General features: G+C 46.0%; 14 protein-coding genes. 7 read left to right on the top strand and 7 right to left on the bottom strand.

Going from position 1 to position 26,571, the window contains the following annotated elements:
• Nucleotides 1-8: 8 nt before the first annotated feature.
• From FDP09_RS08515 to FDP09_RS08530, 4 genes are all read right to left on the bottom strand, one after another.
• On the bottom strand, nt 9-1,361 hold the full coding sequence (locus FDP09_RS08515; RefSeq protein WP_137402258.1) for a glycoside hydrolase family 5 protein: 1,353 nt from the start codon (nt 1,359-1,361) through the stop codon (nt 9-11).
• 67 nt (nt 1,362-1,428) lie between these two features.
• The gene (locus FDP09_RS08520; RefSeq protein WP_187328824.1) at nt 1,429-2,952 is read right to left on the bottom strand and encodes a RagB/SusD family nutrient uptake outer membrane protein; all 1,524 of its coding nucleotides are present in this window, start codon (nt 2,950-2,952) and stop codon (nt 1,429-1,431) included.
• A gap of 19 nt (nt 2,953-2,971) precedes the next feature.
• Entirely contained in the window at nt 2,972-6,082 is a 3,111-nt protein-coding gene (locus FDP09_RS08525; RefSeq protein ID WP_137402259.1) for a SusC/RagA family TonB-linked outer membrane protein, read from the bottom strand.
• Between the two features lie 214 nt (nt 6,083-6,296).
• Nucleotides 6,297-9,224: a ligand-binding sensor domain-containing protein gene (locus tag FDP09_RS08530; RefSeq protein ID WP_137402260.1), complete on the bottom strand. Its 2,928-nt coding sequence runs from the start codon at nt 9,222-9,224 to the stop codon at nt 6,297-6,299.
• Between the two features lie 946 nt (nt 9,225-10,170).
• Between FDP09_RS08530 and FDP09_RS08535 the strand changes: the two genes are divergently transcribed.
• The 4 genes from FDP09_RS08535 to FDP09_RS08550 all read left to right on the top strand — a co-directional run bounded on the left by FDP09_RS08535 (nt 10,171) and on the right by FDP09_RS08550 (nt 14,766).
• Nucleotides 10,171-11,094 carry a M20/M25/M40 family metallo-hydrolase gene (locus FDP09_RS08535; RefSeq protein WP_229683528.1) on the top strand — a complete coding sequence of 308 codons (924 nt, stop codon included), beginning with the start codon at nt 10,171-10,173 and terminating at the stop codon, nt 11,092-11,094.
• Nucleotides 11,095-11,552: 458 nt separating this feature from the next.
• Nucleotides 11,553-12,974 (top strand): DUF1254 domain-containing protein, encoded by a 1,422-nt coding sequence (locus tag FDP09_RS08540; RefSeq protein ID WP_137402262.1) that lies wholly within the window; start codon nt 11,553-11,555, stop codon nt 12,972-12,974.
• Between the two features lie 4 nt (nt 12,975-12,978).
• Nucleotides 12,979-14,304 (top strand): DUF1214 domain-containing protein, encoded by a 1,326-nt coding sequence (locus tag FDP09_RS08545; protein WP_137402263.1) that lies wholly within the window; start codon nt 12,979-12,981, stop codon nt 14,302-14,304.
• 276 nt (nt 14,305-14,580) lie between these two features.
• A complete protein-coding gene (locus FDP09_RS08550; RefSeq protein ID WP_137401170.1) occupies nt 14,581-14,766 on the top strand; it encodes a hypothetical protein in 186 nt (61 codons plus the stop codon).
• Nucleotides 14,767-15,358: 592 nt separating this feature from the next.
• Here FDP09_RS08550 and FDP09_RS08555 read toward each other — a convergent pair.
• The 3 genes from FDP09_RS08555 to FDP09_RS08565 are packed head-to-tail and all read right to left on the bottom strand — an operon-like array spanning nt 15,359 to nt 19,352.
• Nucleotides 15,359-16,114, bottom strand: coding sequence for an SDR family NAD(P)-dependent oxidoreductase (locus FDP09_RS08555; RefSeq protein WP_137402264.1), 756 nt, complete (start codon nt 16,112-16,114; stop codon nt 15,359-15,361).
• Nucleotides 16,115-16,124: 10 nt separating this feature from the next.
• The gene (locus tag FDP09_RS08560; RefSeq protein WP_137402265.1) at nt 16,125-18,287 is read right to left on the bottom strand and encodes an alpha-glucuronidase family glycosyl hydrolase; all 2,163 of its coding nucleotides are present in this window, start codon (nt 18,285-18,287) and stop codon (nt 16,125-16,127) included.
• A gap of 27 nt (nt 18,288-18,314) precedes the next feature.
• Entirely contained in the window at nt 18,315-19,352 is a 1,038-nt protein-coding gene (locus tag FDP09_RS08565; RefSeq protein ID WP_137402266.1) for a LacI family DNA-binding transcriptional regulator, read from the bottom strand.
• Between the two features lie 622 nt (nt 19,353-19,974).
• Here FDP09_RS08565 and FDP09_RS08570 point away from each other — a divergent pair.
• The 3 genes from FDP09_RS08570 (at nt 19,975) to uxuA (ending at nt 26,526) form a co-directional block, all read left to right on the top strand.
• A complete protein-coding gene (locus tag FDP09_RS08570) occupies nt 19,975-23,079 on the top strand; it encodes a SusC/RagA family TonB-linked outer membrane protein (RefSeq protein WP_137402267.1) in 3,105 nt (1,034 codons plus the stop codon).
• Between the two features lie 7 nt (nt 23,080-23,086).
• Nucleotides 23,087-25,033 carry a RagB/SusD family nutrient uptake outer membrane protein gene (locus FDP09_RS08575; RefSeq protein WP_137402268.1) on the top strand — a complete coding sequence of 649 codons (1,947 nt, stop codon included), beginning with the start codon at nt 23,087-23,089 and terminating at the stop codon, nt 25,031-25,033.
• A gap of 323 nt (nt 25,034-25,356) precedes the next feature.
• On the top strand, nt 25,357-26,526 hold the full coding sequence (gene uxuA / locus FDP09_RS08580) for a mannonate dehydratase (protein WP_137402269.1): 1,170 nt from the start codon (nt 25,357-25,359) through the stop codon (nt 26,524-26,526).
• The last annotated feature ends 45 nt before the right edge of the window (nt 26,527-26,571 follow it).

Genomic DNA, 26,571 nt, shown 5'->3' on the forward strand with positions numbered 1-26,571 from the left:
AATAGCGTTTAAGGTGTAGGTGCGACCGATTGTATGGTTTTGGTGTTCGGGATGGTATTGCGGAATTGGATGTTTTTTAGGACCGATTCCATGGCGGTTTTTCCCTCTGTGGGATAAGGTGGTTTGATCCTTCTCAGTGCAGCATTTTCATGTTTGTCGAATCGCTTGTATGTCCAATGGCACCAGCCGATATTAGTCTTATCCAGTTTATTGATGTTTTGCTTCAGCCAGGCGTTGTCGTTTTCTCCAGTCTCCCCCACCCATACAGGAACTTGGTGTCGGTCTCGAAAAGCGGTCAAGTTGATGATCCGGTTAATCTGATTGGGATTGGGGTCTAATAAAGTGTCTTCTTCGACTGGAATCCAATAGCGATGGGCATTGAAAATCAGGTTTTCGGGATGTGTGAAAGAGTAGGGTTCCATAAGGTCATAATTATTTCCCCAGCCATTCCCTTCCACCATGATCATATGGTCGTCTCCCTTTTTCCTAATGGCTGTGATCAGGCGGTCAAACAAGTCATGGATGAGTTGGTTGGAGGGGACATTGTTGGGTTCATTGATTAGATCGTACCAGGCAATTCGGTTGTCATCAATGTATTGATCGGAAAGCATCTTCCAGAGCTCCACCGTAACCTCTTGATAAATATGTCGGCCTTTTTTGTCTTTTCTGTTCCAAAGGTCATTTTTCACCAAAATATCGGCGATATTAATGTCCGTACCTTGTCCTCCAGGAGCGGCATGCAGGTCCAAAATTACGTACATGCCATTGGCTCCGCACCATTCCAATAACCTGTCCAGGATTTGAACGCCTTCAAGTTCGTCCGGGTGGGCAAATAAAATGCCCTCATCCAGCCATGAGGAAAGCCCATTGATGTAATCGCTCAGCAGGGTGGTGTCTTTGATCGCGTTATTTCTTTTTGATCGTTGCCCGGAAGTGAGAAATAGCTCATAATGCATGGGTATTCTAATGGCATTAAAACCGAGTGAAGCAATGTGGTCAATGTCCTTTTGGGTAATGAATTTATCACGCCATTCTTGATAAAATATTTCCACTTCTTCCATCGTAAGACCTTGGTCATAGAAGGCCTTTTTCATCTGCCATTGAGTACCGATTTCACTTCCTTGTGGATTGAGCATATAACCTTCCTGAAGCAGCCATCCCCCTAAGCCAATAGCCTTTAGGATGATTTCTTCTCCTTGCTCATTGACCACTTTTGTTTTGTCAGCAGAAAGCCTACTCATTGAGCTGCGGGGAGCTTGGAGCCCGGTATGGTGGCCATTGTTCCCGGAAGTACATCCTGAAAACCATAAAATGCCATACATACTTAACAATAGAAATAACAGGTTGGATAGTTTGGTCATTACGATAGGTGTTTGTAAAAGCCCCCATGCCTGTAATAGAAGGTCACGAGGGCCTTTGGGCATAGGGTTATTTTGTGCCTCCGTATTCTTGGTTTTGTTCGATAATGGTATTGTCAAGTTCGAGCAATGGAATGGGGAGGATTTCATGTTTTCCAGCTATAAAGCCACGGTCGGACAGGGCGTCTGCCGCTATTCCGTTTCGGACGAGATCAAACCACCTGTGTCCTTCTCCTGCGAGTTCGATTCTTCGTTCCTTTAGGATGTTCTCTAAGTTGGCCGGTACAGGGGAGAGTCCTACTCTGGCTCGAATAGCATCTATAAGTTGCTGAGCACGTCCGGTATCTCCGCCCCCTCTTACGAGTGCCTCCGCCTCCAGTAGGTAGGTGTCGGCCAATCTGATCTCATACATGTTTTGTCGGAAATTGAGCTCCATTACTCCACCTCCAGTGGAACGGTCAGCCTCCCTTCCTGCGAATTTTTTCAGGAAATATCCTGTGTTCATATAGCCTTTTTCATAGGTGACCGCGCCGACTTTTTCGAGACTGTCCAAGTTGGCGACGGTGCCGTAGGAGCGGGGATCACCTTGGATGGTGCTAAAGAATTCTTCCGTAAAGGGCAAGAAGCTCCAGCCGGAAACGAAGTCGGGGGCATCTGGACTGATGGCGTTATATCCCCTAGGGCCGACCATGATGTTCAGTACGTTTCCTTCGGTGCAGCTGACACAGCCCCACTCACCATTGGACTGGTTGGTGAAGTTGATTTCAAAAATGGATTCGCTGTTGAACTTATTGTCAACAACCCACAAGTCGGCAAAATTGTCCAACAGCTTATATCCATATTGACTGGTTTCTCCGGGAGTGCCGTTTACGGCCGCAAATTCCTGTGCGGCCAGGTCGAACTTTTCTTGTCGGAGATATACTTTTCCAAGCAAGGCCCTTGCCATGCCCAGCGTGGCTCGACCTGCTTCGGTGGCCATGTCCACGGTGGTTGGTAGCGTTTCAATGGCGGCTTTAAGGTCGCTTTCTATTAGCTGGTACACTGCTGAAGGGTCGGCTTGCGGTACATCATACATCCCGCTGGTAGGGACAGGCGATGTCAGCAAGGGGATGTTTTCAAATAGCCTCACCAGGTCAAAATAGAAATAGGCCCTTAGAAATTGCGTCTCGGCTGCAAACCTTGCCTTTAGACCTTCGTCCATGGGGATTTCAGGCAGTTTTTGCAGCAATACGTTTGCCCTGAATACACCAGAGAAACCTTTGCGCCATAATTCTCCCTGTGGGCCAGTGGCAGGGTCAAGGGTGTAATTTGACCATACTTGTAAGGCCGTGATATCAGTGGGGCCTCCACCGCCTGCATAATGGTCATCGGAGGCGGCGTTCAAAGCATTTTGTTTCGTGACAAAACCATCACCGGTCCATCCCACTACGTCATAGACGGCTACCAGTCCATTGTATGCCTCTTGTTGGTTTTGATAGTAGTTGGCTTCGAGGTTGGTACCTTTTGGTTGTATTTCTAGAAAAGAATCAGCGCAGCTCCCTAGGGTTAGTAGGGCCATTGCAGAAGCGATAATATTGCTTTTATATGATTTCATGATTGATCGATTTTGGGTTTTAAAAGCCGATTTGAACGCCTAACATGTAAGATCTCGCCTGTGGGTAGATGCCGCGGTCGATACTCATCACACCGCCGCCAATCTCGGGGTCATATCCGGTGTATTTGGTGAAAGTTGCGAGGTTTTCGCTCATGACGTAGAACCGTGCGCGGTTCAGGCCTGCTTTTTCGGTGATACTTTTAGGAAGTGTATAGCCCAATTGAAGGGTTTTGATTCGGAAGTAATCACCGTTTTCCAGATAGAAATCGGAAGGATTATTAAAATTTTTGTTTGGATCACCTTCTACGATCCTTGGGTAGTCATTGGAAGTGCCCGGGCCAGTCCAGCGGTTCAGGACTTCCGTTTGCCAGTTGGCATTGCCAATATCCAGTCGCCTTAGTCCTTGGAAAATTTTGTTTCCAGCCACTCCTTGGCCAAAGAATATCAAGTCAAAATTGTTCCACTGGATACTGGCAGTGAAGCCATATGACCAGGTTGGGGTGGGGTTGCCTATAAAAGTTCGGTCGGCTTCCGTAATTTGGCCGTCTTCGTCAAGGTCTGCCCAGATGAAGTCTCCCGGCTGGGCATTTGGCTGGATCATTTCCCCATCGGCATTGGTGTGATTTTCCACCTCTTCGATGGTCTGGAAGACGCCTTGGGTCTGGAATCCATAGAAGGAATTCATGGATTGTCCCACGGCTGTTCTGGTGATAGGGTAGGAGCTGGCCTGGAAGCTCTGTCCACCGGAAAGGTAAGAGATGTCGGTTCCGAGGTTGGTGACTTCGTTTTCGAGATAGGAGACGTTTCCGCTAAGGGATAATTCCACTTCTCCAAGTAGTTTTCTATAGCCAAGCTCAAGCTCAATGCCCCGGTTTTCCATATCAGCTACATTGGCGGCAGGGTTTGAAATGGCGCCAACATATCCAGGGATCCTGGGGTTTTGAAGGATGCCTTTGGTGACTTTCTTGTACCAGTCAAAAGTGATGTTAAAATCACCGAATAGCGTGGCTTCAAGTCCAATATTGGCCTGGCTGGTCTCTTCCCACTTTAGGTCAGGATTGGAAGGCGCATTGGGGCTATAGCCAATGGCATAGCTGCCGGTATTGCCGATCGCGTAATTTCTTCCACTACCGACGGTAGAGAGGAAGGCAAAGTCACCAATATTGTCATTTCCTACGATACCATAACCGCCCCGAACTTTAAGGAAGTCCACTACGCCGTTGGTGGGCCAAAAAGCTTCCTGCGAAACTACCCATCCTGCAGAGAAGGAAGGGAAAATCCCGTACCGGTTATTGGGGCCAAATCGAGAGGATCCGTCCCTCCTTATCAATGCTTCCAAAAGGTATTTTTCTGCATAGTTGTAGTTTGCCCGTGCAAATAGTGAGCTTACAGTATGTCCTGCTCCCTCTGAGCCGTCTGCGCTCCGTTGGTCATTGGGGACTTTGAAATTCAGCGAAGCATCGTCAAAGTTGTCTGCAGGGACATTGAAGAACGTTACGCTAGTGCTTCTGCCCCGGTTGTCTAGATAGGCACCTTGCCCCAGTAAGACCGTGAAATTGTGCTTGTCGATTGTTTTGGTGTAGGAAATGGTGTTTTCCAGGTTCCAGTCGAATCTTCTGTTTTGGCCACGGGTAAAATTGGTTTGGTTGGAAACATTGGTGGCATTCAAGTAGAAGATAGGTGTAAATGATTCACTTCCCCAATAGGAGAGTTTTGCTCCCAATGTGGAACGGAGTTTTAGTCCTTTGATCGGTTCTGCCTCAGCATAGACATTGCCTACAAAATTGTCCGACCAGCTGTAGTTGCCCAGCCGAGTCTGGGTGTAGGCAAGGGGATTGCTCATTTCCTGTGCTACAATGGTAGAAATCCCATAAGGTCGTCCCATGGCATCCCGGATCACTGGGTTGGTGCTGTATGGTGGCTGATTCGCAATATTGGGATCCGTAATGACGGCAGGAGTGATCGGGTCAAGGTTGATTGCAGAGCTTAGAGGGCCGCCGAATTCACTGTTTGTATTGCCCAATCCGATGGATTTGTCATGGGCATAACCAAGGTTTTGTCCTACTTTCAGCCACTTGGTCAGCTTGTGCTCCGAGTTTAGGCGGAAGTTAGTTCTTTTGTACCTGGAAATATCACTGGCCACAATCCCTTCCTGATCCAAATAGCCAAATGAAGCATAAAAAGTGGAGTTTTCATTTCCGCCACTGATGCTTAATTCATGGTTTTGTCGCTTGGCACTGTTGTTAAAGATCAGGTCCTGCCAATCCGTGCCCTTGCCATAGCTTTCAGGGTTGGCAAAAGGCGCTGTATTACCGGCATTGGTAGCGGCTTCATTTCTGATCATGGCATATTGGTTCGCATCGAGTAGGTCCAGCTTTTGTGCTGGTGCAGAGGTGCCGTAATAGCCATTGTAGTTGACGCGCATCTTTCCTTCCTCACCTTTTTTTGTGGTGACCAGGATCACTCCCGCGGCAGCTCTGGCGCCATAAATGGCCTGCGAAGCGGCGTCTTTCAGTACTTCGATGGATTCAATGTCGGATTGGTTTAAGTAGCCAATGCCTCCATTATCCACCACGACCCCATCGACTACCCATAGTGGATCGTTATTGCCGAAAGTGGTGAGTCCTCGAACCCTCACGGTTGCACCAGAACCCGGTTGACCCGAGCTGGAGGCAATGGTGAGTCCTGAGGTCCGTCCTTGGAGTGCCTGTTCCACTCGATTAATGGGCATGCTCTCCAGGTCACTGGCCTTTACACTGGAGATGGCTCCTGTAACGACACTTTTTTTCTGGACACCATATCCTACCACTACGACCTCTTCGAGCGCGCTGAGGTTTTCTTCAAGCTGGACACTAAGGTTGGTTTGGTTGCTGATGGTGACTTTTTGGGGTTTCATGCCCAAGAGGCTGAAGACCAGTGTGCTGCCTGGGGAGGCTTGGATGGTGAAATTTCCATCAACATCGGTGATGGTTCCGGTGCCGGAACCTTCGATCATTACTGCTACACCGGGGAGGGGCTCCCCGTCACTTTTGAGTGATACTTTGCCTGTGATCTCATTGTTCTGCGCATGACTTAGCATGGGCAGGAGGAGAAGACAGGAAATGAAGAAAATGGTAATTCTTCTTTCCATAGGTTTTTGGGTTAGGTTATATTGACTTTTATTATCTGACTTTAGACCTGCTTTTGGGCCAAAAATCTTAAGCCAAAGATAGGTGAGGGGGCGGGGATCGATGAAATTATTGACCCCTACATAATCCCTACAGAAAACTGAAAAATGGCGCTTAGAGGCAAAATGAGGCACTACATGTGTACTACACTTGGCTGATCGATAAAAAAATCTCCTATTAGTTTGGAGGAGTGGTAGTGTCAGTTTGATCGGGGTCACTGGTGGCCTGGATCAAGAAATCAAATAGATTGGTGTCCGAAGAAAGTTGAAGTTTCTTACGTAATCGGTACCTGCCTACCTCCACTGCTTTCAGTGAGATACTCATCAGTTGGGCGATTTCCTTTGAACTAAGGTTCATTTTTAAGAACGCACAAATCTTGAGCTCATTGGGGGTGAGTTCTGGATATTTATCTTTTAATGTACTTAGGAAATTCGAATGGACATGGTCAAAGTGTACGGAAAAGCGATCCCAGTCGCTGTCGCTGCGTTCCACTTCACTGATCAGTCTTAGAAGCCGCTTGAAGTCAGCAGATTCGTTTTCCAGCTTATGGTTTTTGCCCAGTACCATAAGTTCCTCTTTGATTTTAGTAAGCACCTTGCCTCGCTGTACCAAGTGCATGGTGGTGGAGGCCAGTTCTTGGTTTTTGAAATTGATGTCCGCCTGAAGCCTTTCATTTTTTAGTTTGATGATTTCTTTTTCATTTCTGTCCAGCTCTAGCTGGTGAAAGTGCTTCAGGTGGGATTGTTCCTTTAAGTGCTTTTTCTTTTGCCATTTAAGTATAAAATAAATGGCTCCTATAAGTATAAGAATATAAAAAGAATAACTCCAGTAGGAATTGTACCAAGCCGGCAAGACCGTGAATTGATAGCTGCTGATTGCGGATTCATTGCCCAGGTTGTTTCTGGATTTTACCTTGAAGGAATAATGGCCGGCGGGCAAGTTGGTGTAGTCTTTCTCGCTTTTGCTGCTCCATGAGGACCAAGATCTGTCAAAGCCTTCCAGCATGTAGCTATATTCTAAGTTGCTGAATTGGCCAAAGGCCGTACTCGAATATTCAAAGTGAAGGGAGTTCCAAGAATAGGGTAGTGAGGGCTCATCTGGAGCTTGGGAGGCCGTTATTGGTCTATGACCTCCGAATAGCACACTGTCCTTTTTTCCGAATAGGCTTGCTTTTCCGATAAGGACATCAGGTTGTGTGATGTTTTTTCGGTATTTATCATAGTTGATGTGAAAGAATCCCTTGTTGGCACCGATGAAGATGTTCTGTTGATCAAGGGGGTAGATACTTTCGTGTCCACCGACGACTTTTCCTGACAGTTCCGGAAGGTGGGTGATCGTAAACGGGATGTCATTGTTGGGTTGGTTAAAATCGATCACGCTTACATTCTTGTTAGAGACATACCAAATATTTCCTTCGCGATCTTCTTTCAGGTGCTGTAGGCTAATGCCTTTTAGGTTTCGGTTGACGATATTGGAAGGGATGAACTGGTCTTGCTGCTGGTCGTATTCATATATGCCATCTTCGGTGGCCACTACAATTTTGTTCTTGATCCTGAAGATATAATTGTAGAGGTCTGATGGAAGCCCGTCTTTTGCAGTATAGATCTTAGTGGTGGTGATTCGGGATTGGTCGTCAGAAAGGTCAAGTCTAAAGATTCCTCGGTAAGGGTGGGATCCCCATATGCGGTTGTTTTGGTAGTCCATTACCATAAACCGCAACGATTCCGATAGTCCTTTAAGGCGCTTTTGGTGTTCGAAAGCTCCTGATTCATACTCAATATCATATAATCCTGTGTAGGTTCCGATAAATACTTTGTTGGCGGGAAGTATGGGGGAGGAAGGCTGAAAAAGCCAAGTGCCCGGTGCAGGATACATCTGAAATGCCGTGGAGTTTTCGATAAAGAAAGCACCTTCCTCATGGGCCATGAGTAGCTTTTCGTTGATGGTTTGGAGGTTCCATACTTGGCCGGTGCTGGATTTGACAGGTGAAAACCTCCCCTTGCTGAAGCTGAGATCCTCTTCTTTCTCCGTGAAGTCAAATTGGTACAGTCCGTCAGCCGTGCCGATATACAAATGATCTCGGTGGTAAGCAGCAGCATAGCCGGTGACCCTTTTGTTTTTGTCCGGATGGATTTGCTTGATGGCTCCATTGATCGCGATATAGTCAATGCCGTCATCCAGTCCGAGCCAAAGTCCTTTGTTTTTATCTACAAAGATGCTTCGGACATTATTGGTTTGCATGCCTTCCCTGTAGGCGTATTGCTGGGCCAGTTTGCCCGAATTATCCATGATCAGAAGCCCCGAGGACTTGGTGCCGAGCCCGATCCAATGGTCGTTGATACGGGTGATGCAGTTGAGACGTTGATTGGTAAGTAAAGAGTCGAAGTTGGTTTGTAATTTGGTGATTCTGTTATTATTAATTAAGAATAGCCCGCGATCGGGAGAAGAAGCCAGTAAAGAATCTTCACCTGCTTTGACAATTCCGTTGATGTCCGGGAGGTCGGAAGCGGTGCTGTCAAAGACCGGCTGCCAAACTTCTCCAGTAAAGCTTAGCAATCCATGTCCTTCTTCTTGGGCAAATATCCGTCCGTCCACTGCTCCCAAATATTTCCATTCTGTGTTTGATTTATACACCCGGATGCTGTTTCCTGTATAGTGGAGGATTTTTGTGTATTCCATAAAGAATACTTCATCATTATGGACTACGATGTTCCAAATGTCTGCAAAACTTCGATCCTCTTCAGGGATAAGATGCTTGAGCGAGGTGAACTTGAGCGTTCCGTTGGCTTGTGGTGAAAAATAGCCAATGTCATCTTGCCCCCCAACGAATATGCGGCCGCTTTTGTCCAGTTTTACCGATCGGATGATGGTTTGATTGGGAAGTTGATGGAGTTTCCAGTAGCGACCGTTAAATGTGAGCAGTCCTTCGTTGTTGCCAAAGTACAGGATTCCATCTTTATCTTGTGCGGTGGACCAATTTTGCAGCCCAGCTTTGTAGGCTAAGTTGTTATAGTTGATGATGTTGGGAGCCGCCAATTGTCGCTGTCCCAGGCTATAATTGCCTAGTATCACCAATAAAACTAAGGACAGTAAAGCGCTGCGCATCGAATGAATTTGGGTTTTGTGAAATTTTTGTAAACCTAATAATAGTAAAATATTTAAGATAAATGGTGAATTCTTTTTAGAAGAATACGGTGCTGATGGTGCTAATTGCTGAATGGCAACGTAAAATGCTGCCCAATATGATAAATCAAGCGTGGCTTGGAGCGCTGAGAGGGTCGTTAAACTGATTAGTTTGGAGCTACTGCAGGCTGAGGCACTTGGACGTTCCCCCTGTTCTTTTAAGGAGGATGGGATGGACGGAAGGGCGAATGTTATAGTCGTATCTCGATATGTTTCGTGTGTACTGGTTTTGTAGTTTAGTTTCGAGTATGGCACCTTTGATATACAAAATATTTGCTTGACTGTACCGTTGTTTATTCAGGTCTTATATTTATTGCCCGTTGACACCAGGCTGTTTGTTGGGAGATTGTTGGCGATGATGTTGGTGCTTTGAAGTCTGGAATGAAGTCGGTGTTTTGATTAATTCTCGCTATGTGACCATGATGTAAAATTGAGGGCTGTCCAAATTCTTGAAAATTGCCGTATGTGTAGATATTTCGGGGATTATGTTTGAGTGGGTGGAGGATTTGGTCAATGGATTGCTTGGCGAGCTATTTTGTGTAATATTGATCGTATAGACAAATATTTATACTGTTGTGTATATTTATTTATTTAACTATATTAAAAAAGATGTTTGGTGTATTGAAAATGCATTTGAATAAATATTTAATAGAAAAATTTGGATATATTGGTGGGATATATTTAATCTTGCAGAAAGTTCAAGCAGAGCCTTAAGTAGAGGATAACACGAGCCATCCAATAGTAAGAAGCAACTTTTCTACATTGGGCCTCGTTTTTACTTTTAATCTTGACGAGACACACCACAAAATTAAGTAAAGTGAGGAGATTATTTATCAACACGATAGTTATTGTAATTTATAGCTTTTTTATGGGATGCACAGTAGCGGCCCAGATAAGTGACACCAAAATTACAGAGGATGAGATTGAAGAGCATCTGATGTTTTTAACCTCATCCAAAACAAAAGGCCGGTACCCTGGTACTGCTGGAAACCGTAGGGTGGTAAAGTATATAAGATCCGAATTTGAGCAGTATGGCCTTAAAAGTTTTAATGGGGATTTTCTTCAGAAATTTAATGCCAAGCTAAAAGCTGCAGAGGGATCTGGCAAGGAGGTGAAGACCTGGAATGTGGTAGGCTATATTGAGGGAAATGATAATCATTACAAAAGGGAATATGTCGTGATCGGAGCCCATTATGATCATTTGGGACATGGCGGTCCTTCATCAAAGAAGCCCGGTAGCAATGAAATTCATCCTGGAGCTGATGACAATGCCAGTGGCGTGTCGGCCTTGTTGGAAATAGCTGAAAAGTTGGCCAAAAATAGGTATATGCTGGATAGGAGTGTGATATTTGTGGCTTTTGGAGCAGAAGAACAAGGGCTTTTGGGATCGAAGTATTTTGTGGAGCATCTTCCGGTGGATAAGGATAGGGTAAAGCTTATGATCAACATGGATATGATCGGCAGGTTAAACACCGAAAAGCAAGTTTATATGGGCGGTGCAGGTACTTTTCCTGGCGGAGTTAAGCTTATGAAGGAGCTGGGCATACAAATGGGATTGACGCCTATCGTACATGCTGGTGAGGTCGGCGGGTCTGATCACGTTTCTTTTTACAAAGAGGGGATTTCTGCCGTGGGCCTCCATACAGGGGGGCATCCTGAATACCATCGCCCTGAAGATACCATGGACTTGATCAATATTAGTGGGGAAAGGACGATTGCGGAGTACATTTACAAGGTATTGCTGCGTTTGGTCCATGAGGATTACGAATTGAGGTTTATCAATCAGGATTAAGCGAAAATAAGCGCAGATGTAAAAAAGGAAAAGGATAAAATCCACCAAGATCATCCGGTTTCCCCAGCCAAAGTCAATCAAAAAAGGGCTTTTAGGTATATGAAAGGGAGGGAATTCCCTTTAACCCGCATTATTTTCGGATTTAAACAAATTAAGGTGATTTTTTTAACCTGGAACAGCCTAGGGACATCGCTAATTGTGCCTTAAGGTTCGTATGGAAATTTTTATAAAATTGTGCAAGTAAAAAACAGATTTTTCAGTAGTCAATAGTCAAAAGGATAACTTGCACAACAGTTTTCTCAGATGAAGGTAGATCTGGTATTTTCCATTTCTTTAGTTCGGAGTGCAGGTCCTGTGGTCAGACAGATATGCTTTGGGATATTATGCCCAAGCGTAAAAGTTGGGGACTGACAGTTTTTTTTCAATGAATTTAGAGGTTAGTTATAAATAATATACTTATGAAAATACCCATTATTTACTGCTTGTGTCTAGGCGTGTTACTTTTGGTTTTATCCTGCCAACATCAAGGGAGAAGCCTCCAAGATAGTAACCAAAGCAGAATTACGGTAGAAGAAGCCAGGGATTTGGCCGAAGAGGCTTATATCTTTGGTTTTGGAATTGTGGAGAATTATAAGGCTGTATTTGGGATGTGTATTGCCAAGCAGTCCCCGGCGTATTCAGGTTTCAATAACTTCCTTCATGGGAGGAAATTGTACGATCCGGATTATACGACCGTCGTATCTCCCAATAACGACACTTTTTATTCCACCACCTGGGCAGACCTCAGTCAAGAGCCTTTGGTGATTAAAGTGCCCCAGACTGGAGACACCTATTTTGTTATTCAATTAGTGGATATGTTTACGGATAATTTTGCGTACCTGGGAACTCGTGCCACAGGAACTGCCGGTGGCACCTATTTATTGGTAGGGCCAGATTATAAGGGGGCATATCCTGCTGGGAGATTTGATAAAGTCATTTCTTCCCGTAGTCGCTATGTGGCCTTGGCCACGCGTACGGCGACCGACGGGACAGAAGAGGGTAACAAAAAGGCCTTTGCGATACAAGATGGATTACAACTTTCGGCAATGAGTGATTTTCTGGGTGGTCCAAAACCTAAGGAGTCAAATTTCAAGCCTGATTTTCCAGTGTACAATGCAGATTCCCTCTATTCAAAGCCGTTGCTATTCACTTTTTTAAACCAATTTTTGGAATGGCAATCCCCCAGTAAGGAGGAAATCGGTTTGATGAAGCGTTTGGCCAAGATCAATGTTGGTCCCTATCAGGTGTTTGAGATGTCAGCATATAGCCCTGAAGTCCAGGAGGCCATAAAGGAAGGAATCAAAAGTGGTCATGATAAAATTGTAGCAAAAGCCAATAGCCTAGGGACCCGTGAGGACGGTTGGGAGTATATTCCGCCAATGGGAGACTATGGGCAAAATTACCTTTTCCGTTCCGCAGTGGCGTATAAATTCATTTATACCAATAGCCCCGAAGAGGCGATTTATCCGATTGCAGAAGCAGATGCCGATAACGAATCTCTGGACGGAGGCTCAAGTAAGTACCTACTGCATTTCGAAGCTGACCAAATTCCGCCTGTAAAGGCTTTTTGGTCCATGACCATATACCATTCTGATACGCGCTTGATGGTGAAAAATCCAATAAAGCGCTATTCCATTGGTGACAGAACAGCGGGTTTGGAGTATAATCCCGACGGCTCCTTAGATATTTATATTCAACATGAAATGCCTGAGGGGGACGAAAAAAGCAATTGGCTTCCTGCTCCTGATGGACCGTTTTATATTATTGCCAGAATGTACATTCCCGAGGAAGCAGCCTTGAGTGGAAGTTATAAGCTCCCCGCAATCACCAAAAACAACTAGGAAGATGAAAAAGATACTCAGTTTAGGGGTGGTTTTACTTATTGTTCTAGGGAGCTGCCAGCAAAAAACACAGCAAAAGGAAGTAGTGGTTACCGATGAGGAAATTATAGACAGTTATGTCTATCTTTTGAGCAGGGCGTTGGTCGTGCGTCAAGAGCAAATGGATTTTGAGGGCACAGGTTTGGAGTACAATACCATAAAATACAATGAAGCGGGAAAGGCGGATTTTGTCAACCCCAATTTGGATGTGGCCTATATGGAAGCTTGGATTGCGGTAGATGAAAATACGGCCGTTATACTAGAGGTTCCAGAGATTAAGGATCGCTATTTTACAGTTCAATTGCTGGATGGTTGGGGGGAGGTAGTCGCGAATATCAATGACCGGAATTTCCCAGCTCATCCTTATGGAACATTTGCGATCAAGCTAAAAGGGTCGCAGGTGGAATTACCGGAAGGAGCTTATCCAATCGATATTCAAAATCGCAAAGTCAAAATGCTTGCCCGCGTGGAGCTTCAGGATGATCTGGAGGGCGCAGTGGCTTTGCAAAAGCAATTCAAGGTGACGGCAGTAGGGGTCCCGGAAATTTCACCTATCATTGGGTTTCCTAAGTTTACTAATAAGCAACTGCCAGAGCACCGTTTGTTTGATTTTGCAGAGGAATTTTTAAGAACACCAGATACACAAATGCCGAATGCCGATTCCCTTCAAGCCAAGGTCAATTCCGTGAGTGATTTTGTGGGGCGGTCGGACGAAAATGCTGCTTATGCAGATTCCATCATCAAGACCAGAGCATGGCCGGAATTTATTCAATTTGCCACCACCAAAGCCGGTGCCTTCGAGAATGGCTGGTTGGCGACCCTAAAGGCAGGGAATTATTATGGGGATTATTGGACACGTACGTCTGCTAATTTTGTGGGTATCTGGGCGAATACTTCAAAAGAGGTCGTCTATTTCATCGCTGCCAAGGGTGCGGATGACCAACCCTTGGGCGGAGGGAAGCGATATCGCTTGACTTTTACTCCTGATAATTTGCCTGAAAATCACGTGAATGGATTTTGGTCCGTTATTTTGGTGGACTTTCCAGGCTACAGAGTCGTCGAAAATGAGCTTGGTCGGTACAATTTTAATGATTATTCAGCTTTTGAATATGGAAAGGATGGTTCCTTGACCCTTTACATTAGCCCAGAATATGATTCGGATTGGCCAAAGAGCAATTGGCTGCCTTCCCCTGAGAAAGCAGCTTTCAACCTCACGCTCCGCATGTATGTGCCTCATGAAGAGGTGCTCAATGGCAAGTGGTTTCCTGCAGGATTAGAGGTGATTGAGTAATGGTTAAACCCGCTTTATCAATGTCGTTTAGTTAAGAAGATTTATCAATACGGATCGTCCATTGAGAGCGTTATTATTTTAATCCATGGCCTTTTTAAACATGTACAAAATGGATCCGTCTTGCAGCTATTGGGCGTTAAGAAATTAAAAAGCGGGCAGGCAAGAAGGCAGGCTTGTTTGACGAAATACTAGCCAAAAAGAATGTTGGCTGCTAGAAAAGGAGGAGTTTGCCTGCATGAGGGTAGGTTTTAATTTTAGGCCAATAGCTGCACACCTGTGCGCCGTGGCGTAGCGGCGGGGTTTTTTGGTTACTTTGTGTGTCCTGAAGTTCGGGAAACCGGACATGCTATCCAACTGATGTCGAATAGGGCGTTACAACCCTTGGCACGACGGCTGGGACTGGATCAGGCAGACCAGTCAAATTCCCCTGATGGTGCTGCGCTTTCAAGGCTGTGGTACTGAGCGATCAGAAGGGATGCGTTTCGAAAAGCTGAACGAAAGTGAACCGTTCGATGAAGTGTCGTGAAAAATACTTCCTGTCAAAACCGGGGGCTAGAGTAACTTCCGGGACAAAATAGGCAGCGCAGACTGAGAGTTGGCCTATTGGCAGGCGGCATTAAGGCGGCAGGAGTTCGAAACAGGCGGTTGGATGGAACAGGAGAACCATCCCCTTTGATAGGGATGGGGCGGATCAGTCCGTAGTAGTGTTGAAAGCTCTGGAAACGGAGAAAGAGCGAAGGGACTGAGGCAATCGGTTTTGAATAGTTCCACAACCTAAAAACTAGGGAAGATGGAGTTGTTTGAAACAAAATCTGGAACATCAGATTTGATTGTCAAGAGCCGTATGACGGGAGACTGTCACGTACGGTTCTGAGAGAGGCTTGGGCATAGTGCCCAGGCCTACTCGACTTTGACCTGAAGCAAAAAAGTGACAAAGGTAAAGAGATGAAAACCATCTTGGAATTTAGCAGAAAAATAATAGAACCAATATTTCCAAATTCACACTAACTAAACGGGTTAAAAGAAGATATGTCCTCTTGAAAATACTATAGGGTCAAAACCCTATAGCATTTCCTCCATCCACGGGAAGAATCGTGCCAGTGATATAACTGGCATTTTCCGAAGCCAGATAATACACCGCATCGGCGATATGCTCAGGGGTTCCCAGCGTTCCCATTGGGGTTCTGGAGAGCACCTTCTGTTTTCTTTCGGGGTCATTGTTTAGGGCTTTGGCAGACATGTCTGTGGCGATAAATCCTGGTGCTACACAATTCACCCTGATGCCCAATGGGGAGAGTTCTACCGCCATGGCTTTGGTCATGCCTTCTATGGCGGATTTGGAAGCGGTATAGGCGATGACCTTAGGGATGCCGTATTGAGAAGCCATTGAGCTGATATTGACGATGGCACCGCTTTTTTGATCGGTCATGACCTTGGCTACTTCCCTGCTCAGCGAAAATACAGCGGATACATTTGTGGTGATGATCTGTTGGAATTCCTCGTCAGTGACGGCCATAAATGGCTTTTTCATGTTGATGCCGGCATTGTTGATTAGGATGTCGATTTTCCCATGCTCCGCGATGATGGAGTTGATCAATTCCGGGATATTGTTCAGGTCGTTTAAGTCGAAAGGATAGTAATGACAATTGGCTCCGAGCACTTTTTGGGCTTCTGCCAGTTTTGTTTCGTTTCTTCCGATGATAATCGTTTTGATGTTGTTGTTACAAAATTTTTTTGCTGTGGCCAGTCCAAGCCCTGAGGCTCCTCCGGTGACTATAGCAATTGGTCTGTTTGTTTTGGTAATGTTCATTTGTTTGTCCTTATATGCCCGGAACGAATAGGGGCTTGAAATTTTGATAATGGTCTAATGTAAACTCAGGTTGTGGTACTCCTTCAGGTAAGGGTTTTTGGGAAAACTGCTGGAAGTAAAGCAAGCAGGCATCCCGCCACCATTTGGCTTCGTTGTGTTGGATTTGAAGAAAAGCAAGCACTTGATCATATCGCTGCTTGTCCACATGGTCTTTGATGGATTGCCAGTCTTCCAGCATACCCTGCGTCTGTTCGACACCCATTTGATAGTGGAGCGCAATTTCATCCCACAGGCTGTTCCCTGATTTCATCTTGTAGTCCCATGGTAGATGGTGGAACCACAGCAGGTATTTTTCTGGACACGAATCGAGGTCTTCGTATTTGCGCTGGATTTCAAGGGCGTATTGTGAAAGAGCATTGCTGCCAGATGCTGTGCGGTCAAAGCCAATTCCATCTGAGCTAGCTTGATGATAATATGTGGATGTCCAGTCGTCACGGTGTTTGTCCGTGACCCAAGGGCCAGGGCCGTAATGATGGCTCCACCCCATGATGTGGTGGAGTCCTAGTGGGGTCATGTAGTTGACCACCGCTTCGTGGGATTGAAGCATCATACGTTTGGCTTTGGTGACCAGTTCTTCATCATTGCCAAAGGTCATTCTTAACCATTCTTGAGCAATGTTAGCAGCGCTTTTGCGGGGGTTCCAGGCTAATTTTCCAAAGGCATACCAGTTGGCTTGCCCAAACTGATGACCGGTCCAGTTTCGGTCTGTGCCGATATTGGATACACCGGCCATACCGGAAAGTGAATGGTTGTCAAGGCTACCGTCCACTATTTTTGCCACAGTGGATCCAGGCCCTTCTGCATACGTATCGGTGTCCAATACTTCTTCGAATAGCGAACCGAGGAACACCAAGTGGGTGCCTTGGCCAAGGTATTCTTGGGTGATCTGGAATTCCATCATCAGCGGAGTCTCCGGCATGGCGCCAAAGAGCGGATGAAACGGCTCTCTAGGCTGGAAATCAATGGCGCCGTTTTTTACCTGTACCAGTACGTTGTCCTCGAATTTGCCGTCAAGGGGTTTGAATTCATTGTAAGCTTGTTTGGCGCGGTCGTCTGGGGTTTCGTTGCTGTACACAAAAGCCCTCCACATGACGATCCCTTGGTGAGGTTGAAGGGCTTTTGCCAGCATGTTGGCTCCTTCGGCCTGGGTTCGGTTGTAGTTTTGCGGGCCAGGTTGTCCTTCAGAATCAGCTTTGACGAGGAATCCGCCAAAATCTGGGATGTGTTTATAAATTTCATTGACTTTTTCGTCCCACCATTTTTGAACATCGTCATTCAGGGGGTCTGCTGTGTCGAGTCCACCGATTTCCATGGGAGCACTGAAACGAGCAGTGAGGTAAACCTTGATGCCGTATGGCCGGAAGGTATCTGCGAGGGCGGCGACTTTTTTTAGGAAATACGGTGTGAGGACCTGGGCATTTGCATTCACATTGGTGAGGACTGTTCCGTTGATGCCGATGGACGCGTTGGCACGTGCATAGTCAAGGTATTGTGGCTTGATGTAATCGGGGAGTCGGTGCCAATCCCAAATCGAGGAGCCAGCATATCCACGCTCTACGGTCCTGTCGGGATTGTCCCAGTGGTTAAGTACCCTGACCTTTGTCTGTGGAATGGAAGTGATGTTCAGGGAGCTGATGTCCTGATGCGTCTGCAGGAGCTTTAGAAAATCAAATGTTCCATAGAGCAAGGCTTGATCGGTATTTCCACCGATCCATATGGTGCTTTTTCCGTTGTGTTGGAGGCTTTGGATGATAAACCCTTCCTTGCCCAAGTCATCCCAGGAGATGTTGTCCACGGTTGCGTTGAGATCAGGGAGTTGTTTGGGGGGGCCGATAATGAGGGTGGTTTCTGATTGGATAGAGGTGGAGAATTCAGGGGAGGAGTCCAGCATCTTCCCGAGCGCAAGATGGAGCTCTTCTTGGATGACTGCTGAGGTAGCACTTCTTCCGGGGATGGTGATGTGTTGGGTTTGATTCTGATAGTTGGACAGGTGTTTGGGATTTTGTACAGGGCGGTATTGCAGCCAAAGATTGTAACCATCGTTGGCTAAACAAGTATGGTGAGCAATGCACAGCAGTGCCCAAACGAAAAGTAAGGTAAATGACCTATTCATGGTTTTTAGGGTTTTGGGTTTTGTTGATCAGACTTTGCTTTTCTTTTTTAGCGAAGAGTCCCGAATGATCAATTCAGACCTGAGGGTTATCGTATTCGTGTTTTGCAAAACGCCTTCAGTGCTGTCGCTGAGGTGGTTGATCAGGTTTTTCATGGCCACTTCTCCCATTTCATATCCAGGGTAGTGAGTAGTGGTAAGATTTGGTTCTATTAGCCTGGAGATCACGTCGTTGTTAAATCCCACCACGGCGATGTCTTCGGGGATGGCGATGCCTGCTTGCTTTAGTGATCGAATGCAGCTAGCAGCGCAGGCGTCGTTGGATACAAATAGCCCGTCGGGCATTGGTTTCATGGCTATTATTCTCTTGGCGATGTCCTCTCCAGCTTCCTCGTTGAGGTCAAAATGAATGACATTGTCCTTCGAAAAGGGGATGTCATGATCCATTAGGGCGTATTTGTAACCCTTGAGCCTTTCGGCATAGACATTGATGTTCGGATTTCCCAGGGCATGAGCGATATGCTTGCAGCCTTGCTGGATAAGGTGCTTGGTGGCATTATAGCCTGCTTGTCTGTTGTCTATAATCACGCCTGTACACCCGGGTTTTGAGGCTACCCTGTCGAAGAACAAAACCGGTATTCCTTTGTCCATAAAGGGCTGAAAATGCTCTGTCTTTTCTGTATTGCCTGCCAAGGAGACCAGTAAGCCGTCCACGCGGCTGTTGAACATGGATCTGGCATTGGCTTTTTCCTTTTCGTAGGATTCGAGTGATTGACTGATGATCAAGTTGAATCCAGCTTCATTGGCTACTTTCTCCATGCCTGCCAATACGGATGATTGGAAGGAGCTGTTGAGTCGGGGGACGATGATGCCTATGTTGTGGGTGCTTTTTCTTCTTAGGTTTGAGGCAAAGACATTGGAGCGGTATCCCATTTGGTCTGCCGCTTCGAAAATGCGTTGTTTGGTTTTCACATTGACAGCGGGGTGGTCGTTAAGTGCCCTGCTGACAGTGGTGGGGGATACGCCAAGGTCTTTGGCAATGTCGTATATGGTAATGTCCTTATTCATGATGGCTAAAGTGCGTTGCTAAATGAGTGGCAATAGTTTGGGATCGGTTTCACTATAATGGGTAATGAAATGACCTACGTAATAAATGTAATTCATTCCGATCGGTTTCATATTGCTGTTTTCTGATTGAATATGCGGTGAATTTTTCAGGATTGTTATACTCTAAATATCAAATTTAACACTTTTTATTGTGACGAATATACAGGATATTACCTAAATATGAAATCGATTTCATGTTTTAAATATTTTTAAAATTCTTTTTTACTGATTAAAAATACCGTCATATAGCATTTTTGACGTATTAGTATTGCTAATTGTAAGGCTAGGAAATCTTTTGAAAGAAATAATAAATGATTCAGCGTATCAAGGAGGCGTTTTTAAAAACATAATCATGACTCCTATTGATTGATTAATCGATTTAGTTTATTTTTTATATCTTTTTTTGCCATAATTTATTGATTAGTACCTTGGTTTGATTGTAAAAAAATTTCTGCAATCGGTTGTAATTTATGTTTTTTTTTGTGAGGTTTATCATGCCAACGCTTCTGCGACATCGCTTGTCTAGGCGGGAGGGAAGGTTGGTGATTTTGTACAGATAGTTTAACCCAAAAAACCAAAAAATATGAATGCTACCTTTACCAAGTGTGTCCGGTCCGAGAATGACCGACCATCTTGCAAGAGGCTCGTGAAATGGGTGTTGATGCTGGTGTTTATACTGGTAGCCCACCTTGCGACGGCTCAAAATGTAACAGTATCAGGAGTGGTGCTGGATGAAAATGGAATGGGACTGCCGGGGGCGGCAGTGCAGGAAAAAGGGACAGCCAATGGAGTAGTCACCGATTTGGATGGAGATTATAGTATTTCTGTTCAGGAGGGGGCAACATTGGTTTTTTCTTTTTTAGGATATACACCTCAGGAAATAGCGATAGGGAACCAGACATCCATTGATGTGGATATGTCTCCCGATATGAGTTCCTTGGACGAAGTCGTGGTGGTCGGGTATGGTACCCTGCGCCAGGAAGCTGTTACAGGTTCCGTAGCATCGATAGGAGGTGATGCTATGCGGGAAGTAGCCTCGGCAAATGTTACCCAGGCGCTGCAAGGGCGACTGCCGGGAGTTGATATCTCGCAGACTTCTACGCAGCCTGGGGCTACCATGCAGATCCGTATAAGGGGTAACCGGTCGCTAACTGCGAGCAATGACCCACTGATTGTGCTCAATGGGATTCCTTTTGCAGGATCCATTGGTGATATCAATCCTGAGGATATTGAAAGCATCGATGTGCTGAAAGATGCCTCGGCCACGGCAATTTACGGCTCTCGTGGTGCCAATGGTGTAATCTTGATCACTACCAAAAAGGGAACCAAGGGACAAGAGGCCAAAGTGAGTTATAATGGTTTTTATGGCCCCAAGACTGTTTTCGCCAAATACCCCATGATGGACGGGCCGGAATTTGTCGCGATGCGGGAAACGGCCGGGTTATATACCAATGGAGCAGATGAATCCAATGATGTCAATACCGATTGGCAGGACTTGTTTTATCGGACAGGCGTGATGACCAGTCACGATGTCAATGTTACTGGTGGAGGAGAGCGAAGCACGTATAGTTTTGGGGTGGGGTATTACCACGATGAAGGTGTCGTACCTACCCAGCAGTATGATCGATTTTCCTTGCGGGCATCGGTGGACCAAGAGATTGGGAAGCACTTTAGGATTGGGTTTAATTCCAACAGTAACTACAACGAACGCCAAGGCTCTCAAGTGGGGCTTTACAACACCTTGAGCATGTCGCCCATCGCTTCTCCTTACGAGGATGATGGTACACCAAGAAGAACTATCAATATGCCTCTGGATGAGAGTTGGGTAATGACAAAAGACGTGATCAACAACGTACAGGACCAATGGCTAAATGAGACCAGGTCCTATGCTACTTACAATGCTCTGTATGGAGAATTTAAAATCCCCGGCGTGGAGGGATTGAAGTACAGGGTGAATTTGGGCTTGGACTATCGCCAGAGCAACCAAGGGGAATACACAGGAAAAGGGATCAACAGCGCAAACCCTGAGACACCATCTACCGCAGCTGTTGGCAATTCCCATACATATCATTGGATTGTCGAAAACCTTTTGACCTATGATAAGACGATTGCAGATAAGCATATCATCAATGTGACAGCGCTATATAGCTCCGAGCAGAATAAATTCAACCGCTCAAGGATGTGGGCAAGGGATATACCTGCAGATCAGTTTCAGTTCTATAACCTTGGATTCGCCAATGGGGAGATCCAGATCAATCCTGATGATCAACAATATGAGGTATGGGGCTTGAAATCCGTTATGGGTAGGGTCATGTATTCCTATGATGATCGGTATATGATTTCGGCTACCCTAAGGTCAGATGGCTCTTCTAGGTTGGCTCCAGGGCATAAGTGGCATACTTACCCGGCGGTTTCAGCAGGGTGGAACATTGGAGACGAGGCTTTTATGGGCAATGTTTCTTTTGTCAATATGCTGAAGCTAAGGGCAGGCTATGGGCAGACTTCCAACCAAGCCATTGCGCCATATGCAACACTGGGAGGTTTGGGGACACGTCCTTATAATTTCGGGGATGACACCTATGAAACGGGTTATTTTGTAAACTCCCTTCCCAACCCCAATTTAGGGTGGGAGTACTCTGAAACGTTGAACTTCGGCCTTGACTTCCGGCTGTTTGACCATCGTTTGTCAGGTACGGTCGAATACTATGTGACCAACACCAAGGACATTCTATTGGGGGTGAATCTCCCCGGTACCTCAGGGGTGAGCAGTTATACTGCCAATATTGGAGAGACCCAGAACAAAGGGGTCGAGATTTCATTAAATGGCACCATTATCCAAAATAATGATTGGACTTGGGAGGCTGGGGTTAACCTATATGCTAACCGAAATAAACTGGTGTCATTGGCCTCTGAACAAAAAAGAGATGAAGGGAACTGGTGGTTTGTAGGCCATCCCATCAATGTGATATACGACTATGAGTACCAAGGGCTATGGCAAGAAGGCGATCCCTATCTGGATGTGCTGGAGCCCGGGGGGAATGTCGGGATGATTAAGGTAAAATATACCGGCGAATACGAAGAAGACGGTACGCCTTCACGGGCAATAGGCCCTGATGATCGTCAGATCCTGGACCTTCAGCCCAATTTTATGGGAGGCTTTAATACCCGTGTAGCGTACAAGAATTTTGACCTTAGCCTTGTGGGGGCTTTTAAGAGCGGTGGCATATTGATCAGTACGCTCCATTCTTCAACTGGGTACCTAAATATGCTCAGTGGGCGAAGGAATAATGTCAAAGTGGATTATTGGACACCTGAAAATACAGGGGCAAGATACCCCGCTCCAGGAGGATTGGCCAGTGGGGATAACCCAAAATATGGGAATACACTGGGGTATTTCGATGCTTCTTTCTTGAAAATACGTACCATGACGCTTGGGTATAATTTTGACCAGGACAGTAACTGGATGAACAAAGCGGGAATTAGCAGGCTGAGGGTTTATGGAGCCGTACAGAATCCATTTGTCTTGTTTTCGCCCTTCCATAAGGAATCAGGAATGGATCCTGAAACCAATTCCTATGGTGACGAAAATGCCGCAGTAACCGACAATTACCCTAACCGGTTGTTGACTATTGGTACCAACTCACCGGCCACTCGCAATTTTATAGTAGGTATAAATTTGACATTCTGAAATAACCATGAAAACGATACATAAACATATAAAAACATGGATGAGAGTGGCCTTGATAACGGTGCTGCTTTCCTCCTGTGCAGATCTGCTGGACGAACAGCCCCGCAGTAGCTTCGAACCGAGTTTCTTTGAGACAGAAGAAGGAGTATTGGGAGGATTGACCTCCATGTACGCTCATTTACGCTATATTTATGGACAGGCATATTACTATAATACCTGCCTGACCGGAACGGATGAAGTAACCTATGCCCAGAGTGCTGACCAAAACTTCCTGGTCATGGACCTTAGTGGACAAGGCGTGATCGATGCTTCCAGCAGCCGTACCGATGCCTTATGGGGGACAGCTTTTTCCAATATTAATACCGCCAATGGCGTAATCCAATTTGGCGAGGAAACGGGCGTTTCGGATGCGCTAATTGCGGAAGCCCGATTTTTTAGGGCCTTTGATTATTTCTTGTTGGTACAGACCTTTGGTGGAGTGCCGTTGGATTTGGGAGCAGGGGAAATGGAGTTTAACACCAATCCGGTCAGGACTTCCGTGAGAAATACGGTGCCTGAAGTATATACGAAGAGTATCTTTCCAGACTTGCTTACCGCAGTAAACGACCTCCCAGCGACAAGCCGTCTGACAGGAACGGCTACCAAAACACTGGCACGCCTTTACTTGGCAAAGGCTTACCTTACTTATGCGTGGTGGCTGGAAAATCCCAACAACATACCGACTTATCCGGAAGCCCAGCGAGTGGATCCGGATGGACACGATGCGCAATGGTATTTCCAACAGGCATACGATATAGCATTGGACGGCATAGAGGATCCAGGACCTTTTGGGCTTCAGGAAACCTTCTATGATGTTAATGTGGCTGAGAATGATCGGAATAATGAATTGCTATTGTATGCTGACCACACTGAAACCAGTGAGTTTTATAATGGAGGTAGCCTGACGTATGGAAGCGGTGGTGCTCCAGATAACTTTGCTGGGTGGATGATGACGTGGAATTATACGGTCATTAGAAGTAGCTCTTCCAGTTCGGAATGGGCAAATGACATCGAGTCGGTAAGACGTGCCGCGACACAGGCGACAGGACGTCCATGGACACGTATGTGCCCGACTATTGGGGCCATTACGAATACCTTTGCAGATAAATCCAACGATTCCCGCTATGACGGTACCTTCACTACCTCATACAGGGCCAATATTGGTCGAGAGCCTGTCATCAGTGGCCCTGTGTACAATGCCAATTTGATGGAGGTGCAGCCGGGCGATGCGATATTGACTTTTCTTGATGAAGAGCCTGCTACTCCAGTGCAGTATCCGACTCCCACAAGCCGGGGAGCCAATATTGGAGCAGGTGTATTGCCAGGAAGGGCTGACTTTGTGATTCCCCCAAGTGGGATCAGTAGAATCGTGTACCCGGGCTTATGGAAGCTGGGGCCGTACCGTACGGATAGTGGCAATGGTCTTGGGCAGCCCAATGCGGGAAGTACCCGTCCGTTTAATATTGCAAAGTTTTCGGAGCTTTATTTTATAGCGGCTGAAGCAGCTGTGAAAGGTGCTACAGGTGCTCAGAGTGCTCGTGAGCTGATCAATGTCATTCGCGCAAGAGCAGGTGTATGGCGATGGGACAATAACGGAAACGAGGAGAGAATAGAAGATAACAGTGCTGCGATGGTGGCAGCAACTCCTGCTGAGGTTGATGTTAATTATATATTGGATGAGCGATCTCGAGAGTACTTCGGCGAAGGCTATCGTTGGTTTGACCTGGTGAGGACCCAGAAGTGGAATGAGCTCGCCGGTACCTATCGGATCGGCGGATCCAATTATGGAGACCATACACCACAAACCGTCAACAGGACCATTGAGCCTTATCATTACTTGCGTCCTATTCCTCAAGGGCAAATGGATTCAATGGAAGGAGATAATAGTAGTTACCAAAACCCAGGCTACCAGTGATCCGGTCAAACACCCATTTGTACCCTGAGGTTAAGAGGACTGTTATTTTAATTTAGGAAAGATATGAATCGTTTAGTAAGGCATGTTTAAAGCAAGCTTTACAGATTGGGTTGCCTTACCGGAGCGTTTCTCTTCGGTAAGGCTTTATTTTGCTGAGGGGTAAGAAGATTTGAAAATAGTTCTGATGTTAAAGCTCAGCCATGGGGCTGTTCGGCAAAAGTGTATTCCTGACATCTTTTGCGTACTTTCAATAATATATTTAGGATGGGCCTATTGTGGGGCTGTCAGGACGAGAAATTGAAATACTAAAAACAATATAACCAATGAATTTGATTCAAACATGGAGATGGTACGGGCCAAATGACCCAGTGACTTTACAAGATATCCGACAAGCAGGAGCCACTGGTGTAGTGTCAGCATTGCATCAGGTCCCGCATGGGGACGAGTGGCCTATCCAGCTTATCCAAGAGCGAAAAGCCACGATTGAAAAGGAAGGGCTGCAATGGTCTGTCGTGGAAAGTGTACCGGTCCATGAGGCCATCAAAACCAGAAATGAGCATGCTGAATTTTACTTGGAAAACTACAGGAAGACCCTTCGGAACTTGGCCAAATGTGGGATAAAAACCGTCTGCTATAACTTTATGCCCGTTTTGGACTGGACACGGACAGACTTGGCGTGGCCCTTAGAAAATGGAGCCAAAGCCCTGTACTTGGATTGGACAGATCTTGCGGTATTTGATTTGAAAATCTTGGGCAGAAAAGATGGAGAAACATTTTACAGGCAGGAAATTCTGTCGCAGGTGGAAGCCAGGTATGCAGCGATGTCCAAAGAGAAAATGGAGGCTTTAACGGAAATCATCCTCATGGGTGTGCCCACAGAGGGCGGAGTGACCTTAGAGGAATTGGAGGAAAGCATTGGGATTTACGGTAAGATCGGCAAGCAAGGACTTCAACAGAATTTGGCCTATTTTCTAGAAAGCATAGCCGGTGTTTGTGAAGAGGAGGGGATCCTGATGACCATTCACCCTGATGATCCACCATTTCCGATTTTGGGATTGCCTCGTATTGCTTCCAGCAGAGAGGACCTGGAGTACATCATTCAGGCTGTGGACAGGCCTTTTAATGGCATCTGTTTCTGTACGGGCTCATTGGGAGCCGGAGAGCATAATGACTTGCCGGCTATATTGGAAGCTGTAGGCGACCGGGTTTATTTTGCCCATTTGAGGAATGTGAAAAAAGATGCCCTGGGCAATTTTCATGAATCGGATCACTTGGATGGCGATGTAGATATGTATGCTGTAATGGAGCGACTGGTCAAACTAAATCAGCTGCGAAAAAGTCCGATTCCTTTCCGTCCAGACCATGGCCATCAGATGCTGGATGATTTGCAGAAGGAGACCAATCCAGGTTATTCGGCGATTGGCAGGTTAAAAGGACTGGCGGAACTTCGTGGCCTGGAAATGGGGATAGCAGGAGGAATGTCAAAAGGATGATACCTTCAGGAAGGATTGGCTCATACTGTCCCTGATCATAAAAAC

The sequence above is a fragment of the Echinicola rosea genome (assembly GCF_005281475.1).
In the GTDB taxonomy this organism is placed as follows: Bacteria; Bacteroidota; Bacteroidia; order Cytophagales; family Cyclobacteriaceae; genus Echinicola; species Echinicola rosea.

Excerpts from the sequence above, each read along its gene's own strand:
- FDP09_RS08575 (WP_137402268.1), top strand. The coding sequence starts at position 23,087 with ATGAAAACGATACATAAACATATAAAAACATGGATGAGAGTGGCCTTG.
- FDP09_RS08565 (WP_137402266.1), bottom strand. The coding sequence starts at position 19,352 with ATGAATAAGGACATTACCATATACGACATTGCCAAAGACCTTGGCGTA.
- FDP09_RS08555 (WP_137402264.1), bottom strand. The coding sequence starts at position 16,114 with ATGAACATTACCAAAACAAACAGACCAATTGCTATAGTCACCGGAGGA.
- FDP09_RS08545 (WP_137402263.1), top strand. The coding sequence starts at position 12,979 with ATGAAAAAGATACTCAGTTTAGGGGTGGTTTTACTTATTGTTCTAGGG.
- FDP09_RS08540 (WP_137402262.1), top strand. The coding sequence starts at position 11,553 with ATGAAAATACCCATTATTTACTGCTTGTGTCTAGGCGTGTTACTTTTG.
- FDP09_RS08570 (WP_137402267.1), top strand. The coding sequence starts at position 19,975 with ATGAATGCTACCTTTACCAAGTGTGTCCGGTCCGAGAATGACCGACCA.
- FDP09_RS08535 (WP_229683528.1), top strand. The coding sequence starts at position 10,171 with ATGGGATGCACAGTAGCGGCCCAGATAAGTGACACCAAAATTACAGAG.
- FDP09_RS08530 (WP_137402260.1), bottom strand. The coding sequence starts at position 9,224 with ATGCGCAGCGCTTTACTGTCCTTAGTTTTATTGGTGATACTAGGCAAT.
- FDP09_RS08515 (WP_137402258.1), bottom strand. The coding sequence starts at position 1,361 with ATGACCAAACTATCCAACCTGTTATTTCTATTGTTAAGTATGTATGGC.
- FDP09_RS08520 (WP_187328824.1), bottom strand. The coding sequence starts at position 2,952 with ATGAAATCATATAAAAGCAATATTATCGCTTCTGCAATGGCCCTACTA.
- FDP09_RS08560 (WP_137402265.1), bottom strand. The coding sequence starts at position 18,287 with ATGAATAGGTCATTTACCTTACTTTTCGTTTGGGCACTGCTGTGCATT.
- FDP09_RS08525 (WP_137402259.1), bottom strand. The coding sequence starts at position 6,082 with ATGGAAAGAAGAATTACCATTTTCTTCATTTCCTGTCTTCTCCTCCTG.
- uxuA (WP_137402269.1), top strand. The coding sequence starts at position 25,357 with ATGAATTTGATTCAAACATGGAGATGGTACGGGCCAAATGACCCAGTG.